This window comes from Micromonospora sp. NPDC049275 (assembly GCF_043197115.1).
Lineage (GTDB): Bacteria > Actinomycetota > Actinomycetes > Mycobacteriales > Micromonosporaceae > Micromonospora.
In genome coordinates this window covers 54,346-68,233 of sequence record NZ_JBICSN010000016.1, presented here as the reverse complement: position 1 = coordinate 68,233, position 13,888 = coordinate 54,346, and the positions used below count along the sequence as shown (strand labels likewise).

At 72.7% G+C, this 13,888-nt stretch carries 11 protein-coding genes; all 11 read left to right on the top strand.

The window, feature by feature from the left end; genetic code table 11:
* The first annotated feature begins 49 nt into the window (after positions 1-49).
* Positions 50-1,213 carry a glutamine-hydrolyzing carbamoyl-phosphate synthase small subunit gene (gene carA, locus ACGFIE_RS30055; protein ID WP_393300925.1) on the top strand — a complete coding sequence of 388 codons (1,164 nt, stop codon included), beginning with the start codon at positions 50-52 and terminating at the stop codon, positions 1,211-1,213.
* Positions 1,206-4,553 (top strand): carbamoyl-phosphate synthase large subunit, encoded by a 3,348-nt coding sequence (gene carB, locus ACGFIE_RS30050; protein WP_393300922.1) that lies wholly within the window; start codon positions 1,206-1,208, stop codon positions 4,551-4,553. Before carA ends, carB begins: the two co-directional genes overlap by 8 nt.
* Positions 4,550-5,608 carry a quinone-dependent dihydroorotate dehydrogenase gene (locus tag ACGFIE_RS30045; RefSeq protein WP_393300919.1) on the top strand — a complete coding sequence of 353 codons (1,059 nt, stop codon included), beginning with the start codon at positions 4,550-4,552 and terminating at the stop codon, positions 5,606-5,608. The genes carB and ACGFIE_RS30045 overlap by 4 nt, the downstream gene beginning before the upstream one ends.
* Before the next feature lie 182 nt (positions 5,609-5,790).
* Positions 5,791-7,065 carry an adenosylmethionine--8-amino-7-oxononanoate transaminase gene (locus ACGFIE_RS30040; protein ID WP_393300916.1) on the top strand — a complete coding sequence of 425 codons (1,275 nt, stop codon included), beginning with the start codon at positions 5,791-5,793 and terminating at the stop codon, positions 7,063-7,065.
* A 66-nt stretch (positions 7,066-7,131) separates the two neighbouring features.
* The gene (gene pyrF, locus ACGFIE_RS30035) at positions 7,132-7,968 is read left to right on the top strand and encodes an orotidine-5'-phosphate decarboxylase (RefSeq protein ID WP_363686897.1); all 837 of its coding nucleotides are present in this window, start codon (positions 7,132-7,134) and stop codon (positions 7,966-7,968) included.
* A 178-nt stretch (positions 7,969-8,146) separates the two neighbouring features.
* Positions 8,147-8,464 (top strand): integration host factor, actinobacterial type, encoded by a 318-nt coding sequence (gene mihF, locus ACGFIE_RS30030; protein ID WP_007458370.1) that lies wholly within the window; start codon positions 8,147-8,149, stop codon positions 8,462-8,464.
* Between the two features lie 25 nt (positions 8,465-8,489).
* The gene (locus tag ACGFIE_RS30025) at positions 8,490-9,023 is read left to right on the top strand and encodes a guanylate kinase (protein WP_393300913.1); all 534 of its coding nucleotides are present in this window, start codon (positions 8,490-8,492) and stop codon (positions 9,021-9,023) included.
* A gap of 64 nt (positions 9,024-9,087) precedes the next feature.
* A complete protein-coding gene (gene rpoZ / locus ACGFIE_RS30020) occupies positions 9,088-9,351 on the top strand; it encodes a DNA-directed RNA polymerase subunit omega (protein ID WP_007075826.1) in 264 nt (87 codons plus the stop codon).
* A gap of 14 nt (positions 9,352-9,365) precedes the next feature.
* Positions 9,366-10,574: a bifunctional phosphopantothenoylcysteine decarboxylase/phosphopantothenate--cysteine ligase CoaBC gene (gene coaBC / locus ACGFIE_RS30015; RefSeq protein ID WP_393300909.1), complete on the top strand. Its 1,209-nt coding sequence runs from the start codon at positions 9,366-9,368 to the stop codon at positions 10,572-10,574.
* An 87-nt stretch (positions 10,575-10,661) separates the two neighbouring features.
* Entirely contained in the window at positions 10,662-11,855 is a 1,194-nt protein-coding gene (gene metK / locus ACGFIE_RS30010; RefSeq protein ID WP_393300906.1) for a methionine adenosyltransferase, read from the top strand.
* A gap of 59 nt (positions 11,856-11,914) precedes the next feature.
* Positions 11,915-13,864: a primosomal protein N' gene (locus tag ACGFIE_RS30005; protein ID WP_393300903.1), complete on the top strand. Its 1,950-nt coding sequence runs from the start codon at positions 11,915-11,917 to the stop codon at positions 13,862-13,864.
* Positions 13,865-13,888: the final 24 nt, after the last annotated feature.

The window sequence follows — 13,888 nt, the reverse complement described above, 5'->3', positions numbered from 1 at the left end:
GGAATGCAGCGAAGCGGAGTCCCGCAGTCGCGAACGAAAGGCCGGCACAGTGAGCAAGCGCAGACCCGCGATCCTGGTGCTAGAGGATGGGCGCACGTTCCCCGGCGAGGCGTACGGCAGTGTCGGCGAGACCTTCGGCGAGGCGGTCTTCAACACCGGTATGACCGGTTACCAGGAGACGCTCACCGACCCGTCCTACCACCGGCAGGTGGTCGTGCAGACCGCCCCGCACATCGGCAACACGGGCGTCAACGGCGAGGACGACGAGTCCGGCCGGATCTGGGTGGCCGGTTACGTCGTCCGCGACCCGGCCCGGATCGGCTCGAACTGGCGGGCCACCGGCAGTCTGGAGGACCGCCTCGCCACCGAGGGTGTGGTGGGCATCAGCGGCGTGGACACCCGGGCGTTGACCCGGCACCTGCGCGAGCGGGGGGCCATGCGGGTGGGCATCTCCAGCGTCGAGAAGGACCCGCAGAGCCTGCTGGCCCGGGTCCGGCAGTCACCGCAGATGGTCGGCGCGGACCTGTCCGCCGAGGTGACCACCACCGAGCCGTACGTCGTCGAGGCGCTCGGCGAGCACCGGTTCACAGTGGCCGCGCTGGACCTGGGCATCAAGCGCAACGTGCCGCGCCGGCTGGCCGCGCGCGGGGTGACCACCCACGTGCTGCCGGCCTCGTCGAGCATCGAGGCCCTGCTGGCCACCGGCGCCGACGCGGTCTTCCTGTCGCCCGGCCCCGGCGACCCGGCCACGGCCGACGGTCCGGTGGCGCTGGCGAGGGAGGCGTTGCGGCGGGAGGTGCCGCTGTTCGGCATCTGCTTCGGCAGCCAGATCCTCGGCCGGGCGCTCGGCTTCGGCACCTACAAGCTGGGCTACGGCCACCGGGGCATCAACCAGCCGGTGCTCGACCGGGCCACCGGCAAGGTCGAGGTGACCAGCCACAATCACGGCTTCGCGGTGAAGGTGCCGGGCGCGGGCGCCGGCGCGGTGGTTCCCGACCAGGTGATCGACACCGACTTCGGCGGCGTCCGGGTGTCGCACGTCTGCCTCAACGACAACGTCGTCGAGGGGCTGCGGGCCGTTGACGTGCCCGCGTTCACCGTGCAGTACCACCCGGAGGCGGCGGCCGGCCCGCACGACGCCGACTATCTCTTCGACCGGTTCGCCGACCTGATCGAGGGTCGGAACCACAGCAGGGGGCGCAGCAATGCCTAAGCGGACCGATCTCAAGCACATCCTCGTGATCGGCTCCGGGCCGATCGTCATCGGGCAGGCCTGCGAGTTCGACTACTCCGGCACCCAGGCGTGCCGGGTGCTGCGCAGCGAGGGCATCCGGGTCAGCCTGGTCAACTCCAACCCCGCCACGATCATGACGGACCCGGAGTTCGCCGACGCCACGTACGTCGAGCCGATCACCCCGGAGTTCGTGGAGCTGGTCATCGCCAAGGAGCGCCCGGACGCCATCCTGGCGACCCTGGGCGGGCAGACCGCGCTGAACACCGCTGTCGCCCTGCACTCCGCAGGCGTCCTGGAGAAGTACGGCGTGGAGTTGATCGGCGCGAACATCGACGCCATCAACCGGGGCGAGGACCGCCAGCTGTTCAAGGAGATCGTGGCGAAGGCAGGCGTACGCCTGGGCGTCGACGACCCGGCCGCGCTGGTGCCCCGGTCCCGGGTGTGCCACTCCATGGACGAGGTCGAGGCGACAGTCGCCGAGCTGGGCCTGCCGGTGGTGATCCGGCCGTCGTTCACCATGGGTGGCCTGGGCTCCGGCATGGCGCACACCCCGGAGGACCTGGCCCGCATCGCCGGCGACGGCCTGACCGCCAGCCCGGTGCACGAGGTCCTCATCGAGGAGAGCGTGCTCGGCTGGAAGGAGTACGAGCTTGAGCTGATGCGCGACCGGCGCGACAACGTGGTCGTCGTCTGCTCGATCGAGAACGTCGACCCGATGGGTGTGCACACCGGCGACAGCGTCACCGTGGCGCCGGCCATGACGCTCACCGACCGGGAGTACCAGCGCCTGCGCGACCTGGGCATCGCGGTGCTGCGCGAGGTCGGCGTGGACACCGGCGGGTGCAACATCCAGTTCGCGGTCAACCCGGTCGACGGCCGGATCGTCGTGATCGAGATGAACCCCCGGGTGTCGCGGTCCTCGGCGCTGGCCTCCAAGGCGACAGGCTTCCCGATCGCGAAGATCGCCGCCAAGCTGGCCATCGGCTACACGCTCGACGAGATCCCCAACGACATCACGCTGAAGACCCCTGCGGCGTTCGAGCCGTCCCTCGACTACGTCGTGGTGAAGATCCCCCGGTTCGCGTTCGAGAAGTTCCCCGGCGCGGACCCGGAGCTGACCACCACGATGAAGTCGGTGGGCGAGGCCATGAGCCTCGGGCGCAACTTCACCGAGGCGCTGAACAAGGCGATGCGCTCGATGGAAACCAAGGCCGCCGGTTTCTGGACCACTCCAGATCCGCAGGGCGTCACCCTGGCCGACACCCTCGCCGCGCTGCGGATCCCGCACGACGGCCGGCTCTACACTGTGGAGCGGGCGCTGCGCCTGGGCGCGTCGATCACCGAGGTCAACGAGGCGTCCGGCGGGATCGATCCGTGGTTCCTGGACCAGATCGCCGCGTTGATCGAGCTGCGCGCCGAGATCGTCGACGCGCCGGTGCTCGACGCCGAGCTGCTGCGTCGCGCCAAGCGGGCCGGCCTGTCCGACCGGCAGCTCGCCGCGCTGCGTCCGGAGCTGGCGGCCGAGGACGGCGTACGGACCCTGCGGCACCGCCTCGATGTGCGCCCGGTCTACAAGACCGTGGACACCTGCGCCGCCGAGTTCGAGGCCACCACGCCGTACCACTACTCCACGTACGACCTGGAGACCGAGGTCGCGCCGTCGGACCGGCCGAAGGTGCTGATCCTGGGCTCCGGCCCGAACCGGATCGGGCAGGGCATCGAGTTCGACTACTCGTGCGTGCACGCGGTGCAGGCGTTGCGGTCGGCCGGTTACGAGACCGTCATGGTCAACTGCAACCCGGAGACGGTCTCCACCGACTACGACACCGCCGACCGGCTCTACTTCGAGCCGCTGACGTTCGAGGACGTCCTCGAGGTCTGGCACGCGGAGGACTCCTCCGGTCGTGCCGCCGGCGGACCGGGCGTGATCGGTGTGGTCGTACAGCTCGGCGGGCAGACCCCGCTCGGGTTGGCGCAGCGGCTCAAGAACGCCGGCGTGCCGGTCGTCGGCACCTCTCCGGAGTCGATCCACCTGGCCGAGGAGCGGGGCGCGTTCGGCGCGGTGCTGGCCCGCGCCGGGCTCCGCGCGCCGGCGCACGGCATGGCCACGTCCTACGACGAGGCCAAGGCGATCGCCGACGAGATCGGTTACCCGGTGCTGGTCCGGCCGTCGTACGTGCTGGGCGGGCGGGGCATGGAGATCGTCTACGACGACCCGACCCTGCGCGACTACATCGGCCGGGCCACCGACATCTCCGGCGACCATCCGGTGCTGGTGGACCGGTTCCTGGACGACGCCATCGAGATCGACGTGGACGCCCTGTGCGACGCCGACGGCGCGGTCTACATCGGCGGCGTGATGGAGCACATCGAGGAGGCCGGCATCCACTCCGGCGACTCGTCCTGCGCGCTGCCCCCGATCACCCTCGCGGGGTCGCACCTGGCGGAGGTCCGCCGCTACACCGAGGCGATCGCCCGCGGTGTCGGCGTCCGCGGTCTGCTCAACGTGCAGTACGCGCTCAAGGACGACGTGCTCTACGTCCTGGAGGCCAACCCGCGCGCGTCGCGGACCGTTCCGTTCGTCTCGAAGGCGACGGCCGTTCCGCTGGCCAAGGCGGCGGCCCGGATCGCGCTCGGCGCGACCATCGCCGAGCTGCGCGCCGAGGGCCTGCTCCCGGCGACGGGAGACGGGGGCACGATGCCCGCCGACGCGCCGGTCGCGGTCAAGGAGGCGGTGCTGCCGTTCAAGCGTTTCCGGACCCGCGCCGGCAAGGGGATCGACTCGCTGCTCGGCCCGGAGATGAAGTCGACGGGCGAGGTGATGGGAATCGACACCAACTTCGGGCACGCGTTCGCCAAGAGTCAGTCCGCCGCGTACGGGTCGCTGCCGACCGAAGGGAAGATCTTCGTCTCGGTGGCGAACCGCGACAAGCGCGGCATGATCTTCCCGATCAAGCGGTTGGCCGATCTCGGCTTCGAGATCGTGGCGACCACCGGCACCGCCGAGGTGCTGCGTCGGCACGGTATCGCCTGCGAGCAGGTCCGCAAGCACTACCAGGCCGGCGAGGGCGACGACGCGGTGTCGCTGATCGCGGGCGGCCAGGTGGCACTGGTGATCAACACGCCGCAGGGTTCGGGCGCCAGCGCCCGCTCGGACGGCTACGAGATCCGCAGCGCCGCCGTCACCGCCGACATCCCCTGCATCACCACGGTCCCCGGCGCGGCCGCGGCGGTCATGGGCATCGAGGCGCGCATCCGGGGCGACATGCAGGTCCGTCCTCTGCAGGACCTGCACGCGACGCTGCGGGCGGCCCAGTGACAGTGTTCGAGCGGGTCGTACGGCCGGGGTTGTTCCGCCTCGGTGGCGGGGACGCCGAGGCGGCGCACGAATGGACACTGCGACGGTTGGCCGCGCTGTCCCGGCGTCCGGTGGCCCTCGCCGCCCTGCGGGCCCGGTACGCGGTCGACGCGCCGCGCACGGTGTTCGGCGTGCGGTTCCCGAACCCGGTCGGGCTGGCCGCCGGCATGGACAAGGACGGCGCCGCGCTGGCTGCCTGGCCGGCGCTCGGCTTCGGCTTCGTCGAGGTCGGCACTGTCACCGCGCACGCCCAGCCGGGCAATCCCCGGCCTCGGCTGTTCCGGCTGCCGGGCAGCGAGGCGGTGATCAACCGGATGGGCTTCAACAACGCCGGGGCCGCCGCGCTCGCCGCCCGGCTGGACGCGCTGCCGCGCCCGATCGGGGTGCCGCTGGGCATCTCGCTTGGCAAGTCCAAGGTGACCCCGCTCGACGAGGCGGTCGAGGACTATCTCGCCTCGTATCGCGCGCTGCGGGGGCACGGCGACTACTTCGCGGTCAACGTGTCCTCGCCGAACACGCCTGGCCTGCGGTCGTTGCAGGATCGGGCACACCTGGACGCCCTGTTGGCCGCGCTGGTGGGGGAGAAGCCGGTCCTGGTCAAGATCGCACCGGATCTCACCGAGGCGGCGATCGCCGAGCTGCTGGAGGTGTGCCTGGCCCGGGGCGCCGCCGGCGTGATCGCCACCAACACCACGCTCTCCCGGGACGGGCTGGCCTCGGCCGATTCCGCACGTGGCGCCGAGGCCGGTGGCCTGTCCGGCCGGCCCCTGACCGGCCGTGCCCGGGACGTGGTCGCCTTCGTGCACTCCGAGACCGGTGGCCGCCTGCCGATCATCGGCGTCGGCGGGGTGTTGGACCCGGACGACGCGGCGCGGATGGTCGACGCCGGGGCGGCCCTGGTGCAGCTCTACACCGGCTTCATCTACCGGGGCCCGGCCCTGGTCCGCGCCTCTGCCCGGGCTGCCGCCCGAGCGGCGGCCACAGCGGTGGCGCCGGACCCGGTCGCCGGACGGTGACCCACCCCGGTCCGGTGCTGGCCCGCCCCCAACACCGGGCCGGCTCCGCGCTGGGCTGGCTCTGGGCTGGACCGGGCCGGCTCCGCGCCGGGCTGGCTCTGGGCTGGACCGGGCCGGCCCCGTGCCCGGCCCCCTGACGACCACCACGGCCCGGTACGTCCGTGCCGGAAAGAGGAGTACGTGTGACACCCGAGGAGATCCTGGCCGCCGACCGGGCGCACGTCTGGCATCCGTACGCCGCGCTGCCACCGGCGAACCCGCCGTACGTGGTGCAGAGCGCCCAGGGCGTGCGGCTGACCCTTGCCGACGGGAGGGAGCTTGTGGACGGGATGTCGTCCTGGTGGGCGGCGATCCACGGCTACCGGCACCCGGTGCTGGACGCGGCCGTGACCGACCAGCTCGGCCGGATGAGCCACGTGATGTTCGGCGGCCTCACCCACGAGCCGGCCGTACAGCTCGCCCAAACCCTTGTGGAGCTGGCCCCGGAGGGTCTGGAGCACGTGTTCCTGGCCGACTCCGGCTCGGTCGGTGTCGAGGTGGCGGTGAAGATGTGCCTGCAGTACCAGCGGGCCGTCGGCCGACCCCAGCGACGCCGGTTGGCGACGTGGCGGGGCGGCTACCACGGCGACACGTTCCACCCGATGAGCGTCTGCGACCCGGAGGGCGGGATGCATCACCTCTGGGGTGACGTGCTGCCCCGGCAGGTCTTCGCCCCGGTGCCGCCCGGGGGCTTCGGCGACCCGCCCGACGAGGCGTACGTGGCGGCGCTGGCGGAGACGGTGGAGCGGCACGCGGACGAGCTGGCCGCCGTGATCGTCGAGCCCGTCGTCCAGGGTGCCGGTGGGATGCGGTTCCACCATCCGGGTTACCTGCGGGTGCTGCGCGAGGTGACCCGCGCGCACGGGGTGCTGCTGATCTTCGACGAGATCGCGACCGGGTTCGGCCGTACCGGCGCGATGTTCGCCGCCGAGCACGCCGGGGTGGCCCCGGACGTGCTGTGCGTGGGCAAGGCCCTCACCGGTGGCTACCTGACCCTGGCCGCGACGTTGTGCACGGCGGAGATCGCCCGGGGCATCTCCGCCGACGGCGTGCTGGCGCACGGGCCCACGTTCATGGGCAACCCGCTGGCCTGCGCGGTCGCCAACGCCTCCATCGGGCTGCTGCGGGCCGGGGACTGGGCGACGCAGGTGTCCAGGGTCGGCGCCGGCCTGCGCACCGGCCTGGAGCCGTTGCGCGCCGCCCCGGGCGTGGTCGACGTGCGGGTGCTCGGTGCGATCGGGGTGGTCCAGCTCGACCACGAGGTCGACCTCGGCGCGGCCACCGCGGCGGCCGTCGAGAGCGGCGTCTGGCTGCGGCCGTTCCGCGATCTGATCTACACGATGCCGCCGTACGTCACCGACGACGCCGACCTGGCCCGCATCACGGCCGGGGTGGCGGCGGCGGTGGCGGCCGGCTGAACGGTTCCGGTCAAGGAGTACGCCGAGGCGGTTCGCCGCCCGGACGAGAAGAGGGGAAGTACGCCGATGGAGAGCTTCGGCAACCGACTGCACCGGGCCATCGCCGAGCGTGGGCCGCTCTGTGTGGGCATCGACCCGCATCCCGGTCTGCTGGCCCGCTGGGGTCTCACGGACGACGTCGACGGACTGGAACGGTTCGCGGGGACCGTGGTGGACGCCCTCGGTGACCGGGTTGCGGTGGTCAAGCCTCAGTCGGCCTTTTTCGAGCGGTTCGGATCCCGCGGTGTGGCGATCCTTGAGTCAACTATCCGACAGTTACGAGAAGCCGGTTCGCTCGTTCTTCTCGACGTCAAGCGTGGCGACATCGGCTCAACGGTCAGCGCGTACGCCTCCGCGTACCTCGATCCATCCAGCCCGCTGTATGTCGACGCGGTTACGGCCAGTCCCTACCTGGGAGTAGGTTCGCTGGCCCCGATGTTCGAGTTGGCCGCCGAGCACGGCGGCGGAGTCTTCGTGCTGGCCCTCACCTCGAACCCCGAGGGGGCGGCCGTGCAGCGGGCCCGCACGGCCGACGGGCGCACCGTCGCGCAGACCGTGATCGACGAGATTTCCCAGCTCAACCGGGGTGCGGACCCCCTCGGCAGCTTCGGTCTGGTGGTCGGCGCGACCATCGGTGACACCGGTCATGACCTCTCCGGCGTGGGGGGTCCGCTGCTCGCTCCGGGGCTCGGCGCGCAGGGTGCGGGTGCCGCCGATCTGCGTACCGTCTTCGGTTCCAGCCTCGCCGCCGTGCTCCCGTCGTACTCCCGGGAGGTCCTGTCGGCGGGACCGGACGCCGACGCTCTGCGGGCCGCCGCGGACCGTGTTCTGGCCGACTGTCGGGCCGTCCTGGCTGCCCGTTGACTGACTGACGGCTCGGTCACTTTGCGGTGATCATCGCGCGCCCACGTTGCCGAAAGCTCCGTTGACCGCTAGTTTTCCCCGCGCTGGGAACCACGGACCCCTTGGTTCACAGCGACACCACGTTTCACAGATGCGGCGGTGCGCCCCGCCCGCCGCGATAGGGACCTGAGGAGAACTGGTGCCGCTCCCGTCACTGACCCCCGAACAGCGCGCTGCCGCGCTCGAGAAGGCCGCGGAGATCCGCAAGGCCCGTGCCGAGCTGAAGGAGCAGCTCAAGCAGGGCAAGACCACTCTCGGTGCCGTCCTCGAGCGGGCCGAGAGCGACGACGTCGTCGGCAAGCTCAAGGTTTCGGCCGTCCTGCAGGCGATGCCGGGCATCGGCAAGATCCGGGCCACCCAGATCATGGAGAAGCTCAAGATCGCGGACAGCCGTCGCCTGCGTGGCCTCGGCGAGCAGCAGCGCAAGGCACTGCTTGGAGAGTTCGCCGCCAACTGAACCTGGCAGCGTGTAGAAACAAGCAGTGAGCACGGATGACGAGGCGCGCCCGGCGGCTCGGCTCACTGTCCTGGCTGGACCTTCGGGTTCCGGCAGGGAGAGTGTCGTCGAGCTCGTTCGGGCGCGTTTCCCGTCCGTGTGGATCCCGGTGCCGGCAACGACAAGGCCGCGCCGGGAGCCGGAGGCCGACGGAGAGCAGCGGGTCTTTCTCGCCCCGGCCGAGTTCGAGCGCCGGGTGGCCACCGGCGACCTGGTGGAGTGGTCGCGGATCGGCGCGTACTACCGGGGCACCCTCTACCCGCCGCTGCGCGTCCGGCTCGACGCCGGGCAGCCGGTCCTGCTGCCGCTCGACGTGGCCGGGGCCCGGCTGGTGCGGGCGCGACTGCCCGACACGCGGCTGGTGCTGCTGATCCCGCCCGGGCGCCGGCCCGACGCCGCCGTGGCGGCGGCCTTCACGCACACGCTGACCCACGACCACACCGATCGGGTCGCCGACGAGCTGGTAGGCTTACTCGGTTCTTCTTATCCGGATCCGGCCTGGTCACGCGTGCGTGGCTGACGGCCGGCCGCCGTTGAGACTCAGCACCGCGTGCGCGCGGTTCGAAAGACGCAGAGGTTAATTCGTGGGATCCATCGCCAACCCCGAAGGCATCACCAACCCGCCGATCGACGAGCTCCTCGAGAAGACGACGTCGAAGTACGCGCTGGTCATCTTCGCCGCCAAGCGCGCGCGCCAGGTCAACGCCTATTACAGCCAGCTCGGTGAGGGCCTCCTGGAGTACGTCGGCCCGCTCGTCGAGACCACCCCCCAGGAGAAGCCCCTCTCCATCGCCATGCGCGAGATCAACGCGGGCCTGCTCACCGCCGAGCCGACCGACCAGCCGTAAGCCCGCACCCGTCGATGTCCGCCTCGATCGTCCTCGGGGTCGGCGGCGGCATCGCCGCCTACAAGGCGTGTGAGCTGCTGCGACTCTTCACCGAGTCGGGTCACCGGGTCCGTGTCGTGCCGACCGCGTCGGCGCTGCGGTTCGTCGGGGCGCCGACCTGGGCGGCGCTCTCCGGTCAGCCGGTCGCCGACGACGTGTGGTCCGACGTGCACGAGGTGCCGCACGTCCGCCTCGGCAAGCAGGCCGACCTCGTGGTGGTCGCGCCGACCACCACCGACCTGCTCGCCAAGGCCGCCCACGGGCTCGCCGACGACCTGCTGACCAACACGCTGCTGACCGCCCGCTGCCCGGTGGTGCTGGCTCCGGCCATGCACACCGAGATGTGGGAGCACCCGGCCACCGTCGCCAACGTCGCCACGCTGCGGGCCCGGGGCGTCCGGGTCATCGAGCCGGCCGTCGGGCGGCTCACCGGCGCCGACACCGGCAAGGGTCGACTGCCCGACCCGGCGGAGATCTTCGCGGTCGCCCGCCAGGTCCTCGCTCGGGGCGTGTCCGCACCGGCCGACCTGACCGGCCGCCGGCTGGTGGTCACCGCCGGCGGCACCCGCGAGCCGCTGGACCCGGTCCGCTTCCTCGGCAACCGCTCCTCCGGCAAGCAGGGCTACGCCTTCGCCCGGTCGGCTGTCGCCCGGGGAGCGCGGGTCACGCTGATCTCGGCCAACGTGGCCCTCGCCGACCCCGCCGGGGTCGACCTGGTCCGCGTCGGCACGACCGCCGAGCTGCGTGAGGCGACAGTCAAGGCCGCCGTCGAGGCCGACGCGGTCGTGATGGCGGCGGCTCCGGCCGATTTCCGACCGGCGACGTACGCGCCTGGCAAAATCAAGAAGTCGGACGACGGTGTGGCGCCCACCATCGAGCTCGTCACCAACCCGGACATCGCGGCGGAGCTCGGCCAGCGCAAGCGACCGGAGCAGGTGCTCGTGGTGTTCGCCGCCGAGACCGGCGACGCGGAGGCCAACGGCCGGGCGAAACTCGCCCGGAAGCGGGCCGACCTGATCGTGGTCAACGAGGTCGGTGCGGACCTGGTCTTCGGCGCCGACACCAACACGGTGACGGTCATCGGCGCGGACGGCTCGGTGAGCCGCCTGCCGGAGCAGTCCAAGGAGGCCGTGGCCGACACCGTGTGGGATCTCGTCGTGGCGCGGCTGGCCAACCGCTCCTGACGGGTGGAACAGCACGCGACCGACCCCGACACCGGCCGCAGCGGTGACTAGACTGCCGCGGAACGACCTCACACGCTTAGGAGTGCCGTGACACGCCGCCTCTTCACGTCCGAATCGGTCACGGAAGGCCACCCGGACAAGATCGCCGACCAGATCAGCGACGGCATCCTCGACGCCCTGCTCACCGAGGACCCGCACAGCCGGGTCGCGGTCGAGACCATGATCACCACCGGCCAGGTACACATCGCCGGTGAGGTCACCACGAAGGCGTACGCCGACATCCCGACCATCGTCCGGCGCACCATCCTCGACATCGGCTACGACTCGTCGAAGAAGGGCTTCGACGGCGCGTCCTGCGGGGTCAGCGTCTCGATCGGTGCGCAGTCCGAGGACATCGCGCAGGGCGTGGACAACGCCTTCGAGCTGCGCACCGGCGCGTCGGAGAGCGCGCTGGACGCGCAGGGCGCCGGTGACCAGGGCATGATGTTCGGCTTCGCCTGCTCGGAGACTCCGGAGCTGATGCCGCTGCCGATCGCGCTCGCCCACCGGCTGGCCCGCCGCCTCGCCGCGGTGCGCAAGGACGGGACCATCCCGTACCTGCGTCCGGACGGCAAGACCCAGGTCACCATCGAGTACGAGGGGCTGCGCCCGGTCCGCCTGAACACGGTGGTGGTGTCCAGCCAGCACGCCGCGGACATCTCGCTGGAGTCGCTGCTCACCCCGGACGTGCGTGACTCCGTCATCGCCCCCGAGCTGGAGAGCCTCGGTCTGGACACCGACGGCTACCGGCTGCTGGTCAACCCGACCGGCCGGTTCGAGATCGGCGGTCCGATGGGTGACGCCGGCCTGACCGGTCGCAAGATCATCGTCGACACCTACGGCGGGTACGCCCGCCACGGCGGCGGCGCGTTCTCCGGCAAGGATCCGTCCAAGGTGGACCGCTCGGCCGCGTACGCGATGCGCTGGGTGGCCAAGAACGTGGTCGCCGCCGGCCTGGCCGAGCGGTGCGAGGCGCAGGTCGCCTACGCCATCGGCAAGGCGCACCCGGTGAGCCTGTTCATCGAGACGTTCGGCACCGAGACCGTGCCGGTGGCCTCGATCGAGAAGGCCGTCGGCGAGGTGTTCGACCTGCGCCCGGCCGCGATCATCCGGGACCTCAACCTGCTCCGACCGATCTACCAGCAGACAGCCGCGTACGGCCACTTCGGCCGGGAGCTGCCGGACCTGACCTGGGAGAGCACCGACCGGGCCGCCGACCTCAAGTCGGCCGCGGGAGCCTGACCGCCACCAGGCGTAGCGACCGGCGACCCGCGGACGGGTCGCCGGTCGCGCGCGTCTGCGTGGATGTCGGACTGGCGCACCTGGACCGCCCGTTCGACTACCTGGTGCCGGCCGAGCTGGACGACGTGGCGGTGCCCGGCACCCGGGTGAAGGTGCGCTTCGCGGGGCAGCTCGTCGACGGGTGGTTGCTGTCGCGGGCCGACGACTCCGGGCACACCGGCCGGCTCGCCTACCTGGAGAAGGTCGTCTCGCCCGAGCCGGTGCTGGCGCCCGAGATCGCCCGGCTGGCCCGGGCGGTCGCGGACCGGTACGCGGGCAGCCTCGCCGACGTGCTCCGGCTCGCCGTGCCACCCCGGCACGCCCGGGTCGAGAAGGAACCCCACGCCACCGGTGAGTCCGTCCCACCGGACGCCGCCGACCTCGACGGGTCCACCGCCGACCCGTCGGCCGGCGAGGCGGTCGACCCGCGCGGCTGGCGGGACTACCCGACCGGGCCGGCGCTGCTGCGGGCGCTCACCGACGGTCGGGCACCCCGCGCGGTGTGGTCCGCCCTGCCGGGCGAGGACTGGGCCGCCCGCTACGCCGACGCGGTGGCCGCCACCGTCGCCGGTGGGCGGGGCGCCGTGGTCGTGGTGGCCGACGCCCGCGACCTCGACCGTCTCGACGCCGCGCTGACCGGCGTGCTGGGGCCGGGGCGGCACGTCACCCTCTCCGCCGCCCTGGGCCCGGCCCGGCGCTACCGGGCGTTCCTCGCCGCCCGGCGCGGGCAGGTGCCGGTTGTCGTCGGTACCCGCGCCGCGATGTTCGCCCCGGTGGACCGGCTCGGCCTCGTCGCCGTCTGGGATGACGGAGACGACCTGCACTCCGAACCCCGGGCGCCCTATCCGCACGCCCGTGACGTGCTGCTCACCCGGGCGCAGCTCGCCGAGGCCGGTGCGCTGATCGGCGGGTACGCCCGGACGGCCGAGGCGCAGCTGCTGCTGGAGACCGGCTGGGCCCGGGAGGTGGTCGCCGACCGGGCGACGGTACGGGCCCGGATACCGGCCATCGCGCCGACCGGTGACGACCCGCAGCTCGCCCGTGATCCCGGTGCGGCCACCGCCCGGCTGCCCAGCCTGGCCTGGACGGCCGCCCGCGACGCCCTGCGGGCGGACCTGCCGGTGCTCGTGCAGGTGCCCCGACGCGGCTACCTGCCCTCGGTCTCCTGCGCCGACTGCCGTACCCCGGCCCGCTGCGCGCACTGCGCCGGCCCGCTCGCGCTGCCGTCGGCCGGTGGCACCCCCGCCTGCCGGTGGTGCGCCCGGGTCGCCGCCGCGTACGCCTGCCCCGAATGCGGTGGACGGCGGCTGCGGGCCGCGGTCACCGGTGCCCGTCGTACCGCCGAGGAGCTGGGCCGGGCCTTTCCCGACGTGCCGGTGCGGACCTCGGGACGGGAGGAGGTGCTGACCGACGTGCCCGGCGGGGCCGCTCTGGTCGTCGCCACCCCCGGCGCCGAGCCGGCCGCCGAGGGCGGCTACGGCGCGGTGCTGCTGCTCGACTCCTGGGCCCTGCTGACCCGGGCCGACCTGCGGGCCGGCGAGGAGGCGCTGCGTCGGTGGCTGGCCGCCGCGGCGCTGGCCCGCCCGGCGCCAGCCGGCCGGGTGGTGGTGGTCGCCGACGGCGCGCTCGCGCCGGTGCAGGCGCTGCTGCGGTGGGATGCCGCCTGGTTCGCGGGCCGGGAGCTGGCCGAGCGCCGCGAGCTGGGCTTCCCGCCTGCGGTACGGATGGCAAGCGTCACCGGCCCGGCCGAGGCGGTGGCCGACCTGCTCGCCGCAGCCCGGCTGCCCGGCGACGCCGAGGTGCTCGGACCGGTGCCGGCCGACGAGGGGCGGGAGCGGATGCTGGTCCGAGTGCCCCGGGCACGGGCCGCCGCGCTCGCCGAGGCCCTGCACTCGGCCGCCGGGGTGCGCGCCGCCCGCAAGGCCGCCGACCCGGTTCGTCTCCAGGTCGATCCGCTGAGCCTGTTCTGACCGTTTCTCCGGTTGCGGAACCCG